The organism is Streptomyces sp. NPDC127098 (assembly GCF_042722465.1).
Lineage (GTDB): Bacteria > Actinomycetota > Actinomycetes > Streptomycetales > Streptomycetaceae > Streptomyces > Streptomyces millisiae.
Genome location: NZ_JBHXFJ010000001.1, coordinates 49482 through 68730, shown reverse-complemented (window position 1 = coordinate 68730; position 19249 = coordinate 49482). Strand labels below are relative to the sequence as shown.

Genomic DNA, 19249 nt, shown 5'->3' with positions numbered 1-19249 from the left:
CGCCTCACACCGGCCCGCACCCGGGCCCAGGAAAGCGACAAGGAACCCGATGACCCAGTCAAGCCCCGACGTGCGGCAACCGGCCGGCGGCACGGACGACTCACGGGAGGCGCGGCTGGTCGCCACGCTCTCCCTGGAGCGTAAGGTCCGGCTGCTCACCGGCGGCAGCTTCTGGCGCACCGCCGCGGAACCCGCCGTCGGCCTCGCCTCGATGCTGCTCTCCGACGGTCCTTCGGGGGTGCGCGGCGAGCTCTGGGACGAGCGGCAGCCCTCGCTCAACCTGCCGTCCGCGACCTCGCTCGCCGCCACCTGGGACCCCGGGTTCGCCGGCCGGTACGGCGCGGTCCTGGCCCACGAGGCCAGGGCCAGGGGCGTGCACGTGGTCCTCGGGCCCACCATCAACCTGCACCGGAGCCCGCTGGGCGGCCGGCACTTCGAGTGCTTCGCCGAGGACCCGGCGCTCTCCGGGGCCCTCGCCGTCGGCTTCGTGCGCGGCCTGCAACGGTACGGGGTCGCCGCCGTGCCCAAGCACTACGTCGCCAACGACTCGGAGACCGACCGCTACACGGTCGACGTCCGCGTCGACGAACGCACCCTGCGTGAGCTGTACCTGGCCCCCTTCGAGGCCGCCGTCGTCGAGGGCGGCGCCTGGGGAGTGATGTCCGCCTACAACGCGGTCAACGGCGCCACCATGACCGAGAACGAGCTGCTGCGCAGCCCGCTGGACGACGAGTGGGGCTTCGACGGCGTCGTCGTCTCCGACTGGGCAGCCGTGCGCAGCACCGAGGCCAGCGCCCGGGCCCGCCAGGACCTGGCCATGCCGGGACCCGACGGGCCCTGGGGCGCGAGGCTGGTGGCCGCCGTCCGGGAGGGCCGCGTCCCCGAGGCCGCGATCGACGCCAAGGTGGTCCGCCTGCTGCGGCTCGCCGCCCGGGTCGGCGCGCTGGCCGACAGCGGTGCGGAGCGCGCCCCGGCGCCGCCCACGCCGCCCGCCGACTTCGCCCGCGAGGCGGCCGCCGCCGGCACCGTCCTGCTGCGCAACCACGGCCGCGAACTGCCTTGGCACGCGCGGGACATCGGCTCGCTCGCGGTCAGCGGCCAGGCCGCCGCGACCCCCCGCACCCAGGGCGGCGGCAGCGCCACGGTGATCCCCACCGCCCTCGTCACCCCGCTCGACGGGCTGCGGGCCGCGCTGCCGGAGGCTCGCCTCGCCTACGACGTCGGCGCCGTGATCAGCGACGCCCCCGTGCCGCTGCCGCTCCACGCGCTCACCAACCCCGCCACCGGCGAGCCGGGCGTGCGCGCCCGGTTCCTCGACGCCGACGGCGGGGAGGTGCGCGTCGAGGACCGGCGGGCCACCGACCTGCTCTGGTTCGGCGGCGGCTCGGCCGGCGCCCACACCCTTGAGCTGACCACCCGCTACCGGCCCGCGGAGGGCGGCCCGACCAGGCTGGCGGTCGCCAGCGTCGGCCGCGCCACCCTGTACGTCGACGGCCAGCCCGTCGTGCGGGCCGAGTTCGGCCACCACGACGGGCTCGGCGCCGGCCTCTTCGTGCCGCCCACCGCCTCCGGCGAGACCACGCTGGAGGCCGGCCGCGAGGTCGAGCTGCGCGTCGTCCACGACCTCACCTCCCGGAACAGCCGCACCGGCTCGGTGTCGCTGACCTTCGGGCTGCTGCCCCGGCTCGCCGACCCGGACGCCGCCATCGCCCGGGCCGCCGAGACGGCCCGCGGCGCCGACGTCGCCGTGGTCGTCGTGGGCACCACCGACCGGGCCGAGACCGAGGGCCGGGACCGCGAGACCCTCGCCCTGCCGGGCCGCCAGGACGACCTGGTGCACGCCGTCGCCGCCGCCAACCCGCGCACCGTGGTGGTCGTCAACGCCGGCGGGCCCGTGCTGATGCCGTGGCGCGACGAGGTGGCCGCCGTGCTGCTCACCTGGTTCCCGGGCCAGGAGTTCGGCGCCGCGCTCGCCGACCTGCTGCTCGGCGTCCGGGAGCCCGGCGGCCGGCTGCCCACCACCTGGCCCGCCGAACAGGCCGACGTCCCGGTCATCGACACCCGCCCGAAGGACGACCACCGGCTCGACTACGCCGAGGGCCCGCACATCGGCTACCGCGCCTGGCTCCGCGCCGGCCGCGCGCCCGCCTACGCCTTCGGCCACGGGCTCGGCTACACCGAATGGCGCCTCGACGGGCTCACGCTGCCCGACCGGCTCCGCGCCGGCGAGGAGGTGACCGCCACTGTCCGCGTCACCAACATCGGCCCACGCGCCGGCAAGCAGGTGGTCCAGCTCTACCTCTCCCGCCAGCACAGCGCCCTCGACCGGCCCGCCCGCTGGCTCGCCGGCTTCGCCGCCGTCCACCTCGAACCCGGCGCCACCGCGGACGTCCCGGTGGCGATCCCGGGCCGCGCCTTCGCCCACTGGGACGGCGCCGGCTGGGCCCACGAGCCGGGCGCGTTCACCGCACACGCCGGCACCGCGAGCGACGCGCTGCCGCTCTCCCGGGAGGTCCACCTGTCATGACCGCCGACCGGCCCAACTTCGTCATCATCGTGCCCGACCAGCTGCGCGCCGACGCGCTCGGCCGGTTCGGCAACGACCGGGCACACACCCCGCACCTGGACGCCCTGGCCGACAACGGCACCGTCTTCGGGCAGGCGTACGTCCAGCACCCGGTCTGCTCGCCGAGCCGCGCCTCGTTCCTCACCGGCTGGTACCCGCACGTCCGCGGCCACCGCACGCTCACCCACCTCCTCCAGGCCGACGAGCCCAACCTGCTGCGGATCCTCAAGGACGCCGGCTACCACGTCACCTGGGCCGGCACCCGCGGCGACACCTTCGCCCCCGGCGTCACCGAGCTCAGCGCCCACGAGTACGGGCACAGCGAGCCGCCCACCCGTCGGCAGTTCGTCAAGGACTACCCGTCCGACACCTGGGCCCGCGCCTTCTACCGCGGCCGGCTGGAGCCCGACGGCCTCACCGACCACGACGAGGCCGCCGTCCGGACCGTCGAGCGACGTCTTGCCGAACCGCCCGACCGCCCCTGGGTGGTCTTCGTCCCGCTGTTCGCCCCGCACTGCCCCTTCCAGGCCGAGGAACCCTGGTACTCACTGCACGACCGCGACGCGGTGCCCGACCCGCTGCCCGCCCCCGCCGGGCCCGAGGCCGGCCACGAACCCGGCTTCAAGCAGGCGATCCGCCGCGGCTACGGACTCGACCGGCTCACCCCGGAGATGTGGCGGGAGGTGGCCGCCGTCTACCACGGCATGGTCTCCCGCCTCGACCACCACGTCGGCCGCGTCCAGGACGCCGTCGCCGCCTCCGGGCAGGCCGACCGCACCGTCACCCTCTTCTTCGCCGACCACGGCGAGTACCTCGGCGACTTCGGGCTGATCGAGAAGTGGCCCTCGGCCATGGACGCCTGCGTCACCCGCGACCCGCTCATCATCAGCGGCGGCGGCCTGCCCGCCGGGCAGCGGTACGACGGCGTGGTCGAGCTGGTCGACGTGCTGCCCACCGTGCTCGAACTCGCCGGCGTCGAAGCCCCCCACCGGCACTACGGCCGCAGCCTGCTGCCGGTGCTGCGCGACCCGGAACGCGAGCACCGCCGGTACGCGTTCACCGAGGGCGGCTTCACCGTCGAGGAGGAGCCCCAGCTGGAACGGCCCGGCTACCCCTACGACCTCAAGGGGCAGCTGCAGCACGACCACCCCGAACTCGTCGGCAAGGCCGTCGCCGTGCGCGACCGCGAGTGGACCTACGTGTGGCGGCTCTACGAGCCCGCCGAGCTCTACCACCGCGCCACGGACCCCGGCGAGGCGGTCAACCTGGCCGGACGCCCCGAGCACGCCGACGTCGAACGCCGGATGGCCGACGCCCTGCTGCGCTGGCAGGTCGAGACCGCCGACGTCATCCCGGCCTCCCACGACCCCCGCTTCCCGCCGGTCGACCTGCCCGCACCCGCCGGACCCGCATGACCCGCGACCGCACCACCCCCAGGGCCACCCCCTGGTACGAGGAGGGCGAGGAGCCCGACTACCGGTTCTCGCTCGCCAACGAGCGCACCTTCCTCGCCTGGATCAGGACCGGCCTCGCGCTGCTCGCCGGCGCCGTCGCCGTCGCCCAGTTCGTCCAGCCGTACCTGAACCGGGCGACCGGCGTGGCGCTCGGCGCCCTGCTCGCGCTGACCGGCACGGTGCTGTGCGCCTGCTCCTACCGCCGGTGGCTGCGGGTGCAGCACGCCATGCGGCACAGCAGGCCGCTGCCCATGACCCGGCTGCCGCTGCTGGTGAGCTGGGGCATGTCGCTGGCCGGCCTCGCCGTGCTGCTGATCGTGCTGGCGGCCCGGTGACTGCCCCGCATGGTCCGGTGCCGCGCGATCCGGGCCTGCAACCGGAACGCACCGCGCTCGCCCGGCAGCGCACGGCGCTGTCCGCGCTCGTCGTCGCCGCGCTGCTGCTGCGCGGCGGCCTCACCGCCGACGCCCCGCCGCACCTCGCCGCCGCCGTGTGCCTGACCGTGGCCGCCGCCCTGGTCGGCGCCCCCGGAACACCCTGCCCCGGCACCCGCGCGGCCCGCCGCAGGCTGCTCGCCACGGCCTGGGTCACCGGCCTCGGCGGCTCGCTGGCGACCCTCCAACTCCTGACCACCTGACCCCGCCCCACCGTCACCCCGGGAGACTCCGATGCGCGTCATCTACGTCGACGTGGACACCCTCCGCGCCGACCACACCCAGCCCTACGGCTACCAGCGGCCCACCACGCCCAACCTCCAGCGCCTCGCCGACCGGGGCGTCACCTTCGACCGCTACTACTGCTCCGACTCGCCCTGCCTGCCCTCCAGGACCGCCCTCACCAGCGGCCAGTTCGGCATCACCAACGGCGTCGTCGGCCACTTCGGCGAGGCGGCCCGCTTCCGCCTCGACTCGGGACACCGACCCGACCCCGACCGCCCGCTGCTCGGCCAGCGCCTCCAGGACCACGGCTGGTACACCGCCGCCGTGTCGATGTTCGCCGAGCGGCACCGCGCCTACTTCTTCCACGGCAACTTCCGCGAGTCCATCCGCGCCACCGGCAAGATCAACGACGAGGAGGCGCACGAGATCAACGCCGTCGCCCTCGACTGGATCCGCCGCCACGCCGACCAGGACGACTGGTACCTGCACCTCACCTACTGGGAGCCGCACACCGACTACCAGATAGGCCCCGAGTGGGTGCGCCGCGCCGCCGAGTCGGGCCCCGCGCCCGCCTGGCCCGACCAGGCGGCCATCGACGGGCACGCCGAGGTCTACGGCCCGCGCACCGCCCGCGACCTCCACTACTTCCGCGGCCCCCGCCCCTCGCCCGTGCCGCACGCCATGCCCGAGGAGATCCGCACCCGCGCCGACTTCGAACACCTGGTCAACGGCTTCGACGGCGCCATCATGTACTGGGACCACCACTTCGGTCATCTCCTCGACACCCTGGAGGAGCTCGGCATCGCCGAGGACACCGCGATCATCGTCAGCGCCGACCACGGCGAGTCCCTCGGCGAGCAGGGCTCCTACGCCGAGCACGGCCTGGCCAACGAGCCGACCCACCGGGTGCCGCTCGTCGTCCACTGGCCCGGCGTGACAGACGACCTGCCCGACTCGGCCCGCCACTGCGACGCCCTGCTCTACAACATCGACCTCGCGCCCACCCTCTGCGAACTGCTCGGCATCCCGACGCCCGGCGGCTGGCAGGGCGAGTCCTTCGCGCCCGCGCTGCGCGGCGAGCCCCTCGTCTCCCGGCCCTACCTGGTGCTCGGCCACGGCGCCCACACCTACCAGCGGGCCGTCCGCACCCGCGACCACCTCTACATCCGCACCTACCACCCGGGCTCCTTCCGCGCCGAGTGGGAGTCGCTCTTCGACGTCACCAACGACCCGCACCTCACCCGCGACCTGCTGGCCGAGGAGCCGGAACTCGCCGACCGGATGCGCGGCCACCTCGCCGAGTGGTGGAACCGCTACGCCGGCGGGCCCGGCGCGCTGCCCGACCCGATGCAGACGACCCTGCAGACCGGCCCCACCTACTACAACGACCCGGGGCAGTACGCTCGACACCTGCGGGACACCGGCCGCGCCCACCTGGCCGACGACCTGGAGGAGCGGCTGACGCCGCTGGGCGGGGCCACCCGGGTGTCCTGGCACGCGCCACACATCCCCGACGTCCGGCTCGCGGGCGGGAAGGCGTAACGGAGAAGCACATGTCCTCGTCCTGCTGCGGCCCCGCCCGTTCCCGGGGTTCCGGCCACCAGACGCTCCCGCTCGCGACCCCGGTCGTCCCGGCCACCCCGGCTCCTCCCTCGGACGGCCGCCCGGTCACGCTGCCCGGCGGGGCCTTCCTGATGGGCGGCGACGCCCCCGACGCCAACCGCGGCGACGGCGAGGGACCGGTGCGCGAGGTGACCGTCCGCCCCTTCGCGATCGACGCGCACTGCGTCACCAACGCCCGCTTCGCCGCCTTCGTCGACGCCACCGGCTACCGCACCGAGGCGGAGCGCTTCGGCTGGTCCTACGTGTTCGCCAGCTTCCTCCCCGGGGAACTGCGCCGCGTCTCGCCCCGCCCCGAGTCGACCCCGTGGTGGTGCGGGGTGAGCGGCGCGTACTGGGCCGAGCCCGAGGGTCCCGGCAGCGGCCTCGCCGACCGGTGGGACCACCCCGTCGTCCACGTCACCTGGCACGACGCCCAGGAGTTCTGCCGCTGGGACGGCTCGCGGCTCCCCACCGAGGCCGAGTGGGAGTACGCGGCGCGCGGCGGACTGGAGCGGCGGCGCTACCCCTGGGGCGACGAGCTCACCCCCGGCGGCGAGCACCGCTGCAACATCTGGCAGGGCCGCTTCCCGACCCGGAACACCGCCGAGGACGGCTACCCGGGCACCGCCCCGGTCGACGCCTTCCCGCCCAACGGCTTCGGCCTCCACAACGTGGCGGGCAACGTGTGGGAGTGGGTCGCCGACCGCTGGAGCGTGGACTTCCACCGGACGGGGCCGCGCGACAACCCGGCCGGGCCGCCGGAGGGCCAGAACCGGGTCATGCGCGGCGGCTCGTACCTGTGCCACGACTCCTACTGCAACCGCTACCGGGTCGCCGCCCGCACCGGCAACAGCCCCGACAGCTCGGGCGGCAACACCGGCTTCCGCTGCGCCCGCGACGTCACGCCGCGCTAGCGGGTCACAGCCAGGGCGGCAGCGGCTCGGCCACGGCGCCGTCGGTGGTCGTCACGCCCGTGTGGGGGCGGCCGGCGAGGTAGGCCGTGACCTCCGCGGGGTCGCCGTGCACGCCGGGGACGTTGGCCGGGCCGCGCCTGGCGAGGATGTCCGCGCGGAGTTCGGCGAGGAACGGCTCGGGCAGGTCGGCGAAGCGCACGCCGGTGCCGAGGTCGACGGCGTGCACCAGCACCTCCCTGGCCCGCAGCCAGGGGATCTCGACGGCCGGCACGGTCCGGCCCTGGGCGGTGGTCACCTCCGACCGCCACTGGTCGGCGGTCAGGTGGGCCATCGCGTCGGCCAGCGCCCGCGCCGACTCGTCGAACCACGTGGCGAGCCGGTCGGCGGGCAGCCGGGCACCCGCCTCGATGGCCGTGTCGCGTTCCGCCGGGGAGCCGTACATGGGGGTGCGTTCGCCGGTGCGCGCCCAGCGCACGAGATTGCCGAGGGCCTCGGCGTTGCCGGCCAGGTGCGCGACGACGTGCCCGCGTGTCCAGCCGGGGAGCAGCGAGGTCTCGTCGAGGCCAGCCATGGCCCGCCGGCACAGCGCGGTGCCCTCGGCGACCCAGGCGAGCGTCTCCTCCAGCGTGCGCATCAGGCGTCCTCGGCGCGGACGGTGTTCTCCAGCCGGCCGATCCCGGCGATCTCGGTGACCACGACGTCGCCGTCCCTGAGGTAGACGGGCGGCCTGCGGGCGTGGCCGACCCCGCCGGGGGTGCCGGTGGCGATGATGTCGCCGGGGTTCAGCCGCACCATGGTCGAGACGTAGCGGACCAGGTCGACGGGGTCGAACAGCAGGTCACCGGTGTTGTCCCGCTGCGTCTCCCGGCCGTTGACCTCGCAGCGGATGTCGAGCGCGGGGCGCGGGCCGCCCGCCTCGTCGGCGGTGACGAGCCAGGGCCCGACCGGGGTGGTGGAGTCCCAGTTCTTGCCCTGCAACCACTCGCGGGTGCGGAACTGCCAGTCGCGGCAGGTGATGTCGTTGAGCACGGTGAAGCCCGCGATGGCCGCCTCGGCCGTCGCCTCGTCGGCGCGCCTGACCTCACGCCCGACGACGACCGCCAACTCGGCCTCCCAGTCGAACGCCTCGGTCTCCGCCGGGCGCCGGATGTCGTCGTGCGCGCCGATCAGGGTGTCGGCGAACTTGCAGAAGAGGGTGGGGTACTCGGGCAGGTCGCGGCCCATCTCCCGGATGTGCTTCTGGTAGTTGAGGCCCACGCACACCACCTTGCTGGGGTTCGGCACGAGCGTGGCGAGGACCGCGTCGGCGGCCGGGAGGAGCGGCCCTTCGGCGCTTGCCGCCGCCGTGAGCCCGCCGGGGGAGGCCAGGACGGCGCCCACGTCGGGCAGGCCGAGGTCGACCAGCTGGTCGCCTTCGACGCGCACCGCGGCGGTGCGGTGGCCGAGCCGGATGGTTGCGAGCTTCACGCGTTCTCCTCGACGTGGGTGCGGAACAGGTTGAGCTTGGTGAGCACGGGCGCGTCGCCGAACTGGAAGAGATCGAGCGCGCCGGAGTCGGAGTCGGAGGGGGACGCCTCGGACCGGATCGACAGCGGCGCCCAGGACGGCACCACGAACAGGTCGCCGCGCCGGACCGACCACGAGGCGTCGCCCACGGTCACCCGGCCGCTGCCGTCGAACACCTGGTAGACGGACGACCCGGTCTCGCGCCGGGGAGCGGTCTCCGCGCCGCTGCGGATCCGGTGGAACTGCGCGCGGACGGTCGGCAGGACGTCCCCTCCCGTGGCGGGGTCGGCGTAGCGCACCAGCGCGTGGCCCGGCTCGACGGTGCCGGGACGGCCCTCGCGCTCCAGCTCCAGCTGGTCGCTCAGGGCGGCGTCGGTGTCCTCCCAGCGGTAGCGCAGCAGCGGGCTGCCGGCGCCGGGCGCCGCGCGCGCCACCTGCGAGACCGGCACCAGCCCCGGATGCCCCCACAGCCGCTCGGATCGGGAGCGCTCGGGCGTCGTGCGCTCCCGCGCGGGCAGCTCGTCGCGGCCGAAGTCGAAGAACTGCGCCTCGACGTCGTACTGGAAGGGGATGTCGAGGCCGTCGATCCAGGCCATCGGCCGGTCGGCGGCGTTGTGGTGGGCGTGCCAGCTCATGCCCGCCTGCGGCAGGAAGTCACCGCGGCGCATCGGCACCGGATCGCGCTCCACCACGGTCCACACGCCCTCGCCCTCGACGACGAACCGGAAGGCGTTCTGGGTGTGCCGGTGCTCGGGCGCGTCCTCGCCCGGCATCAGGTACTGGATGGCGGCCCAGAGCGTGGGCGTGGCGTACGGCCTGCCGCCCAGGCCCGGGTTGGCCAGCGCTATCGCGCGCCGTTCCCCGCCGCGGCCGACGGGAACGAGGTCCCCCGACCGGCCGGCGAGGTCGAGCAGCGTCCGCCACTCCCACCGGTGCGGCCGCGCCCTCGACCTGGGCCGCTCGGGCATCAGGTCGCCGATCCTGGTCCACAACGGCACCAGCAGGGCCTGCTCGAAGCCCCGGTAGAGGTCCTCCAACTCCGGAGTCACCGGTGGCTGCCCTGGCCCGTCGTCGGCGGTCAGCGTGACGGGGGAGACGACGTTCCGGTCTCGATCGCTCATGACGGAACCGTGCGTCGCGTACCTTTCTCAGGAACAGAAGATTCTGTCCAGCGGAACAAGCTGTCCGACCACGAGCGGTGGGAGGTCGTCCTGGCCAGGCCCATGAAGCACCCGCCGGCGTACGGCGTCACCAGCGTGGACCACGCGCTGCGACTCGCGGTGATCCTCCAGGTCGAGGGCCCGCTCACGGTCTCCGAGGCCGCGGAGCGCCTCGGCGTGGCCCGCTCCACCGCCCACCGCCTGCTCTCCACCCTCGTGTACCGGGACTTCGCGGCGCAGAACGCCGACCGCAGTTACCGCGTCGGTCCCGTCCTCGAACTCGCCGCCCGGACCAGATCGGACGTCGCGGCGCTCAGGGCCGCCGCCCTCGGCCCGATGCGGACGCTCGTCGACGTGCTCGACGAGACCGCGAACCTCAGCGTCCGCACCGGCAGGACCGTGCGGTTCATCGCCTCGGTCGAGTGCTCCCGGGCGCTGCGGGTCGGCGGGCGCGAGGGCATGGTCTTCCCGGCGCACCAGGTGACCGGCGGCCTGGTCATGCTGGCGGCCCTCGGCGACGACGAGCTCTCCGCGCTGTACGCGCCCGTCCCCGAGGGCGGCCCCGAGGAACGCCCGGACCTGGTGAAGCTGCGCGCCGAACTGCGCGCGGTGCGGCGGAGCGGGGTGGCCCTCAACCTGGAGCGCTCGGAGCGCGGCGTCGTCGCCGTGGGGCGGGGCGTGACCGGCCCCGACGGCGACCCGGTGGCGGCGGTGGCGGTCTCCATGCCGAGCGTGCGGCACTCGCCGCGCCGGCTGAAGGAGGTCGTCGCGGCGCTGACCACCGCGTCCCGCGCCATCTCCGCCGCGCTCGCGGGGGAGCCCGGGCCGGGCCCGGGTCAGTAGCGGGGGCGGTAGCGGCGGAGGTGGGCGCGGGCCTCGTCCGCCGTCATGCCGAGGGCCTGGCCCACGGTCTCCCACGGCACCTGGTCGGTCAGCGTGGCCTCGGCCGCGTCGCCGCCGACGCGCCGGGCGACGCCCTCCAGCAGCGCCACCGCCCGGAGCGCGGCCAGTGGCGCGTCGTTGGCCAGGAGCTCCAGCTGCTCGTCCAACTGGCCGAGCAGCCCCTCGAGTCCGAGCGGCAGCGGCACCGACCTGGCGTCGACCTCCGCGATGTGGCGGGCCCAGTCCTCGTAGAGGGGGTCGGTGTCCACGTCGCGGAGGTCGGGTGTGGCCGCCCAGTCGATCGGCTGGTGCCGGGCGCCCCGCCAGCCGCACGAGCAGGAGCCGCGCAGGCCGGCGGCGCGGGGCGCCCCGCAGGTGCCGTCGTAGATCCACCAGTCGCTGACCGCCGGCACGTGACTGCCGCTGACCACGTCGAAGTAGACCGGCTTCGGCTCGCCGCCGTCCGCCAGGACGGCCCGCACCGTGCCCTCGTGCGACGCGCCGAACTCCTCGCTGTACCACCCCACGACTCTCCGCCTCCCGGTCCGCGTGCCGTGTCCCGCCGAGCATGCCCCAGCGGGGAGGGCGGCGGTGGGGGAGCGGTGCGTCCGGTCGATCCCGGGCCGCGGACGCTCGTTCGCCGTTCAGCGGTTGGCGGGATCGGTCCCGGGGAGCAAGGAAAGCGTCACGGGCGGTCCGGTCGATCCGGGCGCGGGCCGCGGCGCCGCCGGTATCCGCTCCAGGACGCCGCCGGCGAAGACGTCGTACAGCGGCAGCGTCTCCAGGTGCACGTAGCCGATGTGGCAGTCGCAGACCGCCAGCGGGCACGGTCGCGGGGCGAGCGCCGCGCGGAAGGAGCCGTCGTAGAGGTTGCCGAGCTCGTCCCTGACGAAGTGACAGCGCCGCACCGTGCCGTCGCCGTCGACGGAGACCACCGTCGAACCGGTGCGGCACGGGCGGCCCGCCGACCGGTGCGGGTGCCGGCTGTAGGGGAAGAGCGGGTCGAGCGCGGTCCACCGCGCCGCCTCCTGGTCCGTGTAGCGGTGCCCCTCGGCCGCGTTGACCCACAGGTAGACGTGCTCGGGCAGCTCGGCGCGCAGCCGCCCGGCGTGCGGCAGGTGCTCGGGCAGGCCGACCACGCCGACGCTGAACCGCACCCCGAGCTCGGCCAGCCGCCGGGTCTTGGCGAGGAAACGCTCGGCCGGCGTCTGCCCCGGGTGGTAGGTGCACCACAGCGCCACCGTGTCCAGGTCGGCGTCGGCGAGCCAGTCGACGCGGCAGCTGAGGTTGGTCTGGATGGCCACCCGGTCGACGTGGGCCTGGTGCGAGAGGTCGACCAGCGCCGCGCGGTACCAGGAGCGCACCAGACCCTCGCCCCACGGCGTGAAGAGCAGCGAGAGCCGGTCCTCCCGGTCGGCCCGCGCCCAGTCCGTGAACCGGTCGAGCGCCGCCCGGTCGGCGCGGAGCTGCGCCGGGGTGTCCCGGCGCTTCGCGAACGGGCAGTAGGGACAGTCGTAGTCGCAGGAGGCGAGCGGCCCCCGGTACAGGATCGTCAGGTCCATGGCGGGCGCGGTCACCTCGGCTGGTAGGCGGCCATCGCCGCCCGCACGGCGGGCGAGAAGAGCTCGGGCCCCACGGCGTCGGAGTGGGCCAGGCCCTCCGGCGAGAGACGCAGCAGCTCGGGACCCGCGTCCGCCAGCCAGCCGTGGGCGGCCAGCGTCTCCAGCTCGGCGGGGAAGTCCTCGTGCGGGGTGGAGCCGAACCGCAGCCGGTACTCGGCCACCGCCAGGCCCCGGGCCTGCAGCAGGGACTGCAGCAGGTGCCGGCGCCGCGCCTCGTCCTCGTCGACGGCCCGGCCGTGCAGGGCGCGGTCGAACTCCTCGGTGGCGGCGTAGGCGTCGATGATGCCCCTGACCTCCCGCGCGCCGACCGCGTAGTCGAACGAGTAGTGCAGCGTGGAGGTGTAGGACCGGGCGCCGCAGCCGAGCCCGATCATGCCGTCGGTCTGGCAGGCGTAGTCGTCCGGGCCCTGCGGGGGCGCGTCGGCCCGCCGGAACATCCGCATCGACAGCTGCTCGTAGCCGCTGGCCAGCAGGTGGTCGCGACCCTCGCGGTAGCGGGCGAGCCGCGCCTCGTCCCAGGCGCGGTCGGCCGCCTCCGGGTCGGCGTGCCGGCCGAGGCCCGTCAGCGGGCGCACATAGAGCGGGTAGAGGTAGAGCTCCTCGGGGCGCCAGGCCAGCGCCGCGTCCAGCGAGTGCCGCCAACTGGCCGCCGTCTGCCCGTCGATGCCGTAGATCAGGTCGATGTTGAGCACCGGTATGCCGGCCTCCCTGATCCGGGCGAGCGCGGCCTCCACGTCGGCGCGGCGCTGCGGCCGCACGGCCGCCCGCGCCTCCTCCTCGACGAAGCTCTGCACCCCCAGGCTCAGCCGGGTCGCGCCCCGCTCGGCCAGGACGGCGAGCCGGTCGGCCGTCGCCGTGGCCGGGGACGCCTCCACCGACAGCGGGATCGCCCGCAGGTCGGCGCCCATCCGCAGCTCGGCGATGTCGCACAGCCGCGCCAGCTCGGCGGCCGTCAGGAAGGTCGGCGTGCCGCCGCCGAACGCGGCGTTGGCGAACCGCACCGGCTCCGCGTCGCCCAGCGCCGCACGGACCGCCACCGCCTGCCGTTCGAGCGCGTCGAGATAGCGGCCGGTGAGCCCCTCGGGCGCGCCGACCCGGGTGAACAGGTTGCAGAAGCCGCAGCGGACCTCGCAGAACGGGATGTGCGCGTAGAGCGACAGGGCGCGCCGGGACTCGCCGGCCCACAGGTCGGCGAGGAGCGGCCGGTCCGGCAGCCGCCGGTAGGCGGTCTTGTGCGGATAGGCGTAGACGTAGTGCTGGTAGGGCCGGGGCGGGCGAACGGCGGTGGTCATGCGGACGGCTCCAGGAAGAAGTGGCGGTAGGGGACGGTCCACACGGCCTCGTGGCCGAGGCGGTGCCCGGTGTACCCGTCGTCCCCGTAGGCGGTGCCGTGGTCGGAGCAGACGATGGCGAAGCAGCGGCGCCGCGCGCTCATCGCGGCGAAGAGACGCGGGATGTGGCGGTCGACGTACTCCAGCGCGGCGGCGTGCGTGGCCAGGCTGTCGCCGGCCTCCCGCGTCGCGCCCGGCAGGTGGAACCAGTTGGGCTGGTGCAGCGCCGAGACGTTGAGGAAGAGGAAGAGCCGCCGGTCGGCGGGCAGCGCGGAGACGATCCGTTCCACGCGCGCCACCTGGGCCTCGAAGGAGGTCGGCGAGGCGACGGAGAACTCGGGCTCCCAGTGGCTCTCGTGGAACAGCCCGGGCAGGACGCCGCCCAGCGCCCCCCGCTTGTTGAAGAAGCCGACGCCGCCGACGCACGCCGTGTGGTAGCCGCGCCCGGCCAGCGCCGAGACCAGGTCGGGCGCGTCGAAGACGAAGGTGCGCTCCTCGGTCGTCTCGCTGCCGGCGAACCGGGCGGCGAAGAGCCGCGGGTGCCGGCCTGGCGCGGCGGGGGTCGGCAGGAAGCCGGCGAAGATCGCCTGGTGCGAGGCGTAGGTGAAGCTGCCGGGCGCGTGCCGCTTCTCCCAGGTGCCGCCGGGCAGCCTGGCGGTCAGGTTCGGCAGCCGCCCGGTGGCGGCCAGCTCCACGGCCACGTCGTAGCGGAGGGTGTCGAGGGTGAGCAGCAGCACGTCGTCGCGACCCACCACCTCGTTCATGTCCGGGTTCATGTCCAGGTTCACGTTCGGGTCAGCCGGGTCAGTGTGGGTCACGGTCCCTCCTCGGTCGCGGCGGCCAGCCGCCGCGCACGGCCGCGAGCTGCGCCGCGTACGTGTCCAGCTCCTCGGCCCCGCCGCCCGGCAGCCCCCGCAGCCCGGGCAGCAGGTCGCCGAACGCGTTCACCTCGCCGACGGCGAAGCGGCGCCAGCCGATCGCCGGCAGCAGGTCGACGCCGACGCACAGCGTGCCGGGGAAGCACGCGGCGGCCCGCTCGCAGATCTCCAGCGCCTCGGCCCACCGGTCGCCGGCCGCTGCCATGGCCGCCGCCAGATCGCCCCTGGCGCCGCCGAGGTGCAGGTTGGTCAGCGGGAAGCGGCTGACGCGCACCACGGCGTGGGTGGCCCGGCCCGCCACCACCAGGACCCGCAGGTCGGCCGACCTGCCGGCCAGCGCGGCCTTCGGCAGCCACCGCTCGACGTGCAGCCCGTCCGGCGCCAGCGCGTCGACGATGCCGGCGACCGTCCGCTCGTCGGTGAGACGGCGCACCCGCAGCGAGTTGTGGAGCCGGCCGCCGGGCGCCACCTCGACCGGCGTGGTGGCGTGCAGCCGGCCGGCGCCGGCCTCGACGGCCAGGATCCCGGACCCGGACGAGCCGTGCGCGGGCTTGACGAAGACGCGCGGCATGCGGTGCTCCCGCATCGCCGCCCGCACGTCGTCCCAGCCGCGCACCGGCCACGCCCCGCCCGAGGTGGGCGAGGGCGGCACCGGCACGCCGGCCGCCGCCAGCCGGGCGTGACAGCGCCGCTTGTCGAACAGCACGGCCAGGTCGGCCGGATCGTCCAGCCGGACCCCGCCGCGCAGCGACCCGACCGCGGTGAGGAACCGGGCGTACCAGGTGGCGGAGCCCTCCACCCGGGTCGGCTCGTCGACGTCGCGCAGCAGCCGGTCGACCTCGGCGTTCTCGCCGGGCGAGTCGAGCCGCACGACCTCGTCTTCGGCGAAGTCGTGGCCGCCGTCGCGCAGCACGTCACGCCACTCGACGACGCGCGGCGCCGGCAGGCCGGCGGCCCGGGCGGCGGCGGTGAACAGGCCGACGCGCCGGTTCTCCCCGTTGCCGACGACCGCCCACCGGCGCGGGTCAGCCGGCGGCGCCGCGCTACTCACCCACCGCGACATAGCGCCAGACGTCGCCGTTCCCGTCGTCCGTGGAGCTCGCGCCGTCGTCGCTCAGGTCCAGGCTCACCCCGGCCGGCTCCAGGGACTCACGCAGCCGGGTGCGCATCGCCTCGCTCAGGTAGTTGTGGTGCATGTCGAGCGTCCTGAGGTGGGTGAGCGGCTGGCCGGTCAGCAGTGCGGCCGCGCCGTCGTCGGTGAGCACCCCCATCGACACGTCGAGGGCTTCGAGCCCGGCCACCACGGGGGCCGAGGCCAGCGCGGCGCAGATGTCGTCCTGTATCTCGCTGTTGCGCAGCGCCAGGTGGGTCAGCGCGGGCAGCCTGGTGCCGGCCAGGATCGGCGCCAGGTCGCCCACCTCGGCGTCGCCGCCGTAGTCGGAGGTGCCGAGCCACAGGTCGAGGTGGGTCAGCGCCGGCAGGTCGCTGGCCGCCACGCCGCGCACCACCCCGACCGGCATCCCGCCGGTCTCGATCGTCAGCCGGCGCAGCCGCTCGTGGCGGGTCGCCGGGAACTCCAGCTGGTTGCCGCCGCGCACCGCGAACTCCTCCAGCTCAGGGAAGGCGTCGAGCAGCGGGGTCACCGTGCCCTGGGTGATCCAGGAGATCTCCGACTCCTCGAAGGTGATGTCCGCGAGGAACAACCCGCGCAGCGCGGGCAGTCGGTCCCGCGCCGCCACGATCGCCTCGATCACCGCCTCGGGGCCCGTGTCGTACACGTCGCTCCAGGCGCCCACCACCAGCGCGCGCACCCTCGTGGTGTCGACGGCGGCGAGGAACCGGGCGAAGGCGTCCTCCCACTCCTCCTGGCTCTCGTAGGCCTCGACCGCGACCCGCCAGGCCACCGACTCGGGGGCCGGCAGCCCGGTGGCGTCCCCCTCGCCCTTCACGGAGTCGGGAAAGTCGAAGACGGGCAGGCCGTGGAAGTCCGGCAGATGGTTCCCGATGGTCATGCGCGCCCGCTCCTTCTCGTCGTTTCACCGGACGGTCACGGGAGTTCTACCAAGCACCACCGACAACGCGGTCACGCGGGGCGAGTTGTCAGTGCCCCCTCCTACAGTCCGGAGTCGTGGCGCCACCGGGCGCCCGACGGGAGGGAGACCCATGTACCGGCAAGGAGACGTCCTGATCGTGCCGTTGGCCGAGGACGCGGTCCCCGGGGAGGCGCGTGACGCCGCGTCGGAGCCGCGCGACGGGCGGGGCCGGCTCGTCCTCGCGCTGGGCGAGGTCACCGGGCACGCGCACGCGGTGGTGGGCCCGGGGCGGCTGGTCAGGGAGGGCGGCGCGTTCGGGCCGATGCTGCTGCACGTGCCGGACGGCGCCCGGGTGGTCCACGAGGAGCACGCGGCGATCCCCCTGCCCAAGGGCTGGTACCGGGTCGTCAGGCAGCGCGAGTACGTGCCGGGTTCGGTGCGTGTCGTCGCCGACTGAGACCGGACCGGAAGCGAGGAGGATCGGAATGACACAGCGGACGACCTGGCGGTCGGTGGCGGCGGCCACCGGGGCTGGCGAGCGGAGCGCGGCCGAGGCGGGGGTCCGCCTCGCCTACCGGCGGGCGGGCCTGAGGGAGCCCGAGCGGATCCGGTGGGCCCGCTCGCCGCTGGAGGCGGCGCGGCTGCTCGCCGCGGAGACGCGGCCCACCGGGCCGAGCGTGCGGACCGCGGTCCGCGACCGGCCCATCGCCGCCGCGCGGGAGCGGCTGCGCACCCGTCTCGGGCCGACCGGCTGGAGCGAGCACTGGCGGGCGACGGGCGCCGACCTGTGGGAGACCACCGCCCCACTCGTCGACCGGATCCGGGCCGGGATCGTCGAGGCGCTGGCCACGGGCCCGGCGGACGAGCCCCGGATCAGGGTGCTGCTGCTCGACGCGGTCCTCGGCCAGCACGAGGCGGCCTGGCTCAGCGCCTTCGACACCGGCGAGGACTCCGAGGTGGCCGGCCTGGCCCAGGTGGCCCGCACCGCCGGCTGGTGGTGGCCCTACGCGGAGCTCGCGGTGATCAGCGAGCGGCCGACCGAGCTGCACCGCGACGAGGCCGGCCGCCTCGACCGGGGCGAAGGTCCCGCGCTCGCCTACGCGGACGGGTTCGCGCTGCACGCCTGGCGCGGGCTGCCCGTCCCCGGCGAGTTCCTCGACCAGCTCGGCTCGTTGACGCCGGCCAGGATCCGCGACGAGGAGAACGCGGAGCTGCGGCGGGTGATGCTGGAGCACTACGGCTACGACCGCTACCTCTCGGAGTCCGGCGCGAAGCCGGTGCACCGTGACGAGACGGGGGTGCTCTGGCGCATCGCCCTCAGCGGGGACGAGGACGTGGCGATGGTGGAGGTCGTCAACTCCACCCCGGAGCCCGACGGCACGAGCCGCACCTACTGGCTGCGGGTACCGCCCCGCACGAGGACCGCCCGCGAGGGCGTGGCCTGGACGTTCGGCCTGGGCGCCGAGGGGTACGCGCCGCTGCGGCAGACGTGAGCGGTGGCCCGGCCGGGAGCGGCACCGCCCCCGGCCGGGGTCCGGTCACTCGGGCGCTTCGAAGGTCCACACGGCGCGGTCGCGCGGGCCTACGTACAGCGTCGACCGGCCGATCTGCTCCACGTGCTGGTCGAGCACCGGCCCGTTGAGCCTCATCTGGATGCTGCGCAGGCCCGCCTCTGCGCGCGGCACGGCGTCCAGCCGGATCGTGGTGGTGCCGTCGTCCACCACGACGCCGCTGTCGGTGGTCCGGACGTCGTACCCGCCGGCCTCGAGCAGCGGGACGGTGGTGGCGAGGTCGCGCTCCGGAACCCCCAGGTGGATGGCGGTGACGTCGCGCATCAGGTGGTTCTGGTAGTCGTCGGACAGGTAGCGCTCCCGGCTCACGTCGCCCGGGTGGCTCTCGGGACCCGTGTTGGAGCGCGGGTCGGCGAAGTACTCGCCGCGGTACTCCATCGCCCAGGGGTCGAAGGCCTCGTACTGTTCGCCGGTGGCCCGCAGGTACTCGAACCACGGCACCCGCACGCCGTCGCCGAAGTCGCGGGTCTGGAGGCCCTCGGCGGGCTCGATGCCCTGGTCCACCAGGTTCCGCGCGACGATGTCCAGGTCGCCGGCGTCCTCGGGCGAGATCCCGAGCCCCGAGGAGCCGAACTCGGCGTCCTGCCCCGGCAGATCGCCCTCGCCGAAGAACTCCAGGTACGTCTCGTGGCCCATCAGGTAGCGGCCCGTCCAGCTGAAGTCGCCGCCGGTGGTGGTGCGGACCTCGAAGTTGGCGAACTCCCGCAGGTACTCCGAGTCCTCGATGGCGTCGGCGGTCTCCCGGTCGACCACCGCGTAGGCGTGGTTGTAGAACAGCAGTTGCTCGTCGGCGGAGGACGACCGGCTCTCCGCGGCACCCGCCGTCCCGGTGAGGACGACGGTGGCGGTCACGGCGAGGCCGAGGGCGGCTCGTAACGTACGGCTCATCAACATGCGCGCGATCCTAGGGCCGTGTTGATCACCCGGTGAAGATCGCGTTTGCAAAAGTTCGCCCAGGAAATCCCGTGCCGGCCCGGGCCCGTCCGGCGTACGTCCGCGGGGGAGCGAGGGGCGCTGAGGGGGTGCGACACGGCCACCCACCCGGCTTCCTTCCAGGTCGGCGACCCAGCA

The 19249-nt window shown here is 75.0% G+C and carries 19 protein-coding genes; 9 read left to right on the top strand and 10 right to left on the bottom strand.

Going from position 1 to position 19249, the window contains the following annotated elements:
- The first annotated feature begins 49 nt into the window (after positions 1-49).
- The 6 genes from ACFWI8_RS00325 to ACFWI8_RS00300 are packed head-to-tail and all read left to right on the top strand — an operon-like array spanning position 50 to position 7195.
- Complete coding sequence (locus ACFWI8_RS00325) at positions 50-2527, top strand: glycoside hydrolase family 3 protein (RefSeq protein ID WP_387083886.1); 2478 nt, start codon at positions 50-52, stop codon at positions 2525-2527.
- Entirely contained in the window at positions 2524-3981 is a 1458-nt protein-coding gene (locus tag ACFWI8_RS00320) for a sulfatase-like hydrolase/transferase (RefSeq protein WP_387083884.1), read from the top strand. Before ACFWI8_RS00325 ends, ACFWI8_RS00320 begins: the two co-directional genes overlap by 4 nt.
- Entirely contained in the window at positions 3978-4355 is a 378-nt protein-coding gene (locus ACFWI8_RS00315) for a YidH family protein (RefSeq protein WP_387083882.1), read from the top strand. Before ACFWI8_RS00320 ends, ACFWI8_RS00315 begins: the two co-directional genes overlap by 4 nt.
- 17 nt (positions 4356-4372) lie before the next feature.
- Positions 4373-4657 (top strand): DUF202 domain-containing protein, encoded by a 285-nt coding sequence (locus ACFWI8_RS00310; protein ID WP_387083880.1) that lies wholly within the window; start codon positions 4373-4375, stop codon positions 4655-4657.
- A gap of 31 nt (positions 4658-4688) precedes the next feature.
- Complete coding sequence (locus ACFWI8_RS00305) at positions 4689-6221, top strand: sulfatase (protein ID WP_387083878.1); 1533 nt, start codon at positions 4689-4691, stop codon at positions 6219-6221.
- Positions 6222-6232: 11 nt separating this feature from the next.
- On the top strand, positions 6233-7195 hold the full coding sequence (locus ACFWI8_RS00300; RefSeq protein WP_387083876.1) for a formylglycine-generating enzyme family protein: 963 nt from the start codon (positions 6233-6235) through the stop codon (positions 7193-7195).
- A 4-nt stretch (positions 7196-7199) separates the two neighbouring features.
- Here the strand turns inward: ACFWI8_RS00300 and ACFWI8_RS00295 are convergent, their stop codons facing one another.
- The 3 genes from ACFWI8_RS00295 to ACFWI8_RS00285 are packed head-to-tail and all read right to left on the bottom strand — an operon-like array spanning position 7200 to position 9822.
- Positions 7200-7829: a maleylpyruvate isomerase family mycothiol-dependent enzyme gene (locus tag ACFWI8_RS00295; RefSeq protein WP_387083875.1), complete on the bottom strand. Its 630-nt coding sequence runs from the start codon at positions 7827-7829 to the stop codon at positions 7200-7202.
- Positions 7829-8662 (bottom strand): fumarylacetoacetate hydrolase family protein, encoded by an 834-nt coding sequence (locus ACFWI8_RS00290; RefSeq protein ID WP_387083873.1) that lies wholly within the window; start codon positions 8660-8662, stop codon positions 7829-7831. The genes ACFWI8_RS00295 and ACFWI8_RS00290 overlap by 1 nt, the downstream gene beginning before the upstream one ends.
- Positions 8659-9822, bottom strand: a complete 1164-nt coding sequence (locus ACFWI8_RS00285; RefSeq protein ID WP_387083871.1) for a cupin domain-containing protein — start codon at positions 9820-9822, stop codon at positions 8659-8661. Before ACFWI8_RS00285 ends, ACFWI8_RS00290 begins: the two co-directional genes overlap by 4 nt.
- A gap of 102 nt (positions 9823-9924) precedes the next feature.
- On the opposite strand from ACFWI8_RS00285, the gene ACFWI8_RS00280 reads away from it, so the two are divergent.
- The gene (locus tag ACFWI8_RS00280; RefSeq protein WP_387083869.1) at positions 9925-10704 is read left to right on the top strand and encodes an IclR family transcriptional regulator; all 780 of its coding nucleotides are present in this window, start codon (positions 9925-9927) and stop codon (positions 10702-10704) included.
- Here ACFWI8_RS00280 and ACFWI8_RS00275 read toward each other — a convergent pair.
- The 6 genes from ACFWI8_RS00275 to ACFWI8_RS00250 form a co-directional block, all read right to left on the bottom strand.
- On the bottom strand, positions 10698-11270 hold the full coding sequence (locus tag ACFWI8_RS00275; protein WP_387083868.1) for a hypothetical protein: 573 nt from the start codon (positions 11268-11270) through the stop codon (positions 10698-10700). The genes ACFWI8_RS00280 and ACFWI8_RS00275 overlap by 7 nt on opposite strands.
- A gap of 117 nt (positions 11271-11387) precedes the next feature.
- Positions 11388-12305: an STM4011 family radical SAM protein gene (locus ACFWI8_RS00270; protein WP_387083867.1), complete on the bottom strand. Its 918-nt coding sequence runs from the start codon at positions 12303-12305 to the stop codon at positions 11388-11390.
- 11 nt (positions 12306-12316) lie between these two features.
- A complete protein-coding gene (locus tag ACFWI8_RS00265; RefSeq protein WP_387083865.1) occupies positions 12317-13657 on the bottom strand; it encodes an STM4012 family radical SAM protein in 1341 nt (446 codons plus the stop codon).
- A complete protein-coding gene (locus tag ACFWI8_RS00260; RefSeq protein ID WP_387084291.1) occupies positions 13654-14460 on the bottom strand; it encodes an STM4013/SEN3800 family hydrolase in 807 nt (268 codons plus the stop codon). The genes ACFWI8_RS00265 and ACFWI8_RS00260 overlap by 4 nt, the downstream gene beginning before the upstream one ends.
- Before the next feature lie 40 nt (positions 14461-14500).
- On the bottom strand, positions 14501-15637 hold the full coding sequence (locus ACFWI8_RS00255; protein ID WP_387083863.1) for an STM4014 family protein: 1137 nt from the start codon (positions 15635-15637) through the stop codon (positions 14501-14503).
- Positions 15618-16586 carry an STM4015 family protein gene (locus ACFWI8_RS00250; protein WP_387083862.1) on the bottom strand — a complete coding sequence of 323 codons (969 nt, stop codon included), beginning with the start codon at positions 16584-16586 and terminating at the stop codon, positions 15618-15620. The genes ACFWI8_RS00255 and ACFWI8_RS00250 overlap by 20 nt, the downstream gene beginning before the upstream one ends.
- Before the next feature lie 151 nt (positions 16587-16737).
- Between ACFWI8_RS00250 and ACFWI8_RS00245 the strand changes: the two genes are divergently transcribed.
- Both ACFWI8_RS00245 and ACFWI8_RS00240 read left to right on the top strand, forming a co-directional pair.
- The gene (locus ACFWI8_RS00245) at positions 16738-17064 is read left to right on the top strand and encodes a hypothetical protein (RefSeq protein WP_387083860.1); all 327 of its coding nucleotides are present in this window, start codon (positions 16738-16740) and stop codon (positions 17062-17064) included.
- A 28-nt stretch (positions 17065-17092) separates the two neighbouring features.
- Positions 17093-18100 (top strand): DUF6745 domain-containing protein, encoded by a 1008-nt coding sequence (locus ACFWI8_RS00240; RefSeq protein ID WP_387083858.1) that lies wholly within the window; start codon positions 17093-17095, stop codon positions 18098-18100.
- Positions 18101-18145: 45 nt separating this feature from the next.
- Here the strand turns inward: ACFWI8_RS00240 and ACFWI8_RS00235 are convergent, their stop codons facing one another.
- On the bottom strand, positions 18146-19066 hold the full coding sequence (locus ACFWI8_RS00235) for a DUF5829 family protein (RefSeq protein ID WP_387084289.1): 921 nt from the start codon (positions 19064-19066) through the stop codon (positions 18146-18148).
- Positions 19067-19249 lie beyond the last annotated feature (183 nt).

What these genes read in the sequence shown, in the direction of transcription:
- ACFWI8_RS00325 (WP_387083886.1), top strand. Translation starts at nt 50, where the DNA reads ATGACCCAGTCAAGCCCCGACGTGCGGCAACCGGCCGGCGGCACGGAC.
- ACFWI8_RS00320 (WP_387083884.1), top strand. Translation starts at nt 2,524, where the DNA reads ATGACCGCCGACCGGCCCAACTTCGTCATCATCGTGCCCGACCAGCTG.
- ACFWI8_RS00315 (WP_387083882.1), top strand. Translation starts at nt 3,978, where the DNA reads ATGACCCGCGACCGCACCACCCCCAGGGCCACCCCCTGGTACGAGGAG.
- ACFWI8_RS00305 (WP_387083878.1), top strand. Translation starts at nt 4,689, where the DNA reads ATGCGCGTCATCTACGTCGACGTGGACACCCTCCGCGCCGACCACACC.
- ACFWI8_RS00300 (WP_387083876.1), top strand. Translation starts at nt 6,233, where the DNA reads ATGTCCTCGTCCTGCTGCGGCCCCGCCCGTTCCCGGGGTTCCGGCCAC.
- ACFWI8_RS00295 (WP_387083875.1), bottom strand. Translation starts at nt 7,829, where the DNA reads ATGCGCACGCTGGAGGAGACGCTCGCCTGGGTCGCCGAGGGCACCGCG.
- ACFWI8_RS00285 (WP_387083871.1), bottom strand. Translation starts at nt 9,822, where the DNA reads ATGAGCGATCGAGACCGGAACGTCGTCTCCCCCGTCACGCTGACCGCC.
- ACFWI8_RS00280 (WP_387083869.1), top strand. Translation starts at nt 9,925, where the DNA reads ATGAAGCACCCGCCGGCGTACGGCGTCACCAGCGTGGACCACGCGCTG.
- ACFWI8_RS00270 (WP_387083867.1), bottom strand. Translation starts at nt 12,305, where the DNA reads ATGGACCTGACGATCCTGTACCGGGGGCCGCTCGCCTCCTGCGACTAC.
- ACFWI8_RS00265 (WP_387083865.1), bottom strand. Translation starts at nt 13,657, where the DNA reads ATGACCACCGCCGTTCGCCCGCCCCGGCCCTACCAGCACTACGTCTAC.
- ACFWI8_RS00260 (WP_387084291.1), bottom strand. Translation starts at nt 14,460, where the DNA reads ATGAACGAGGTGGTGGGTCGCGACGACGTGCTGCTGCTCACCCTCGAC.
- ACFWI8_RS00255 (WP_387083863.1), bottom strand. Translation starts at nt 15,637, where the DNA reads ATGTCGCGGTGGGTGAGTAGCGCGGCGCCGCCGGCTGACCCGCGCCGG.
- ACFWI8_RS00250 (WP_387083862.1), bottom strand. Translation starts at nt 16,586, where the DNA reads ATGACCATCGGGAACCATCTGCCGGACTTCCACGGCCTGCCCGTCTTC.
- ACFWI8_RS00245 (WP_387083860.1), top strand. Translation starts at nt 16,738, where the DNA reads ATGTACCGGCAAGGAGACGTCCTGATCGTGCCGTTGGCCGAGGACGCG.
- ACFWI8_RS00240 (WP_387083858.1), top strand. Translation starts at nt 17,093, where the DNA reads ATGACACAGCGGACGACCTGGCGGTCGGTGGCGGCGGCCACCGGGGCT.
- ACFWI8_RS00235 (WP_387084289.1), bottom strand. Translation starts at nt 19,066, where the DNA reads ATGAGCCGTACGTTACGAGCCGCCCTCGGCCTCGCCGTGACCGCCACC.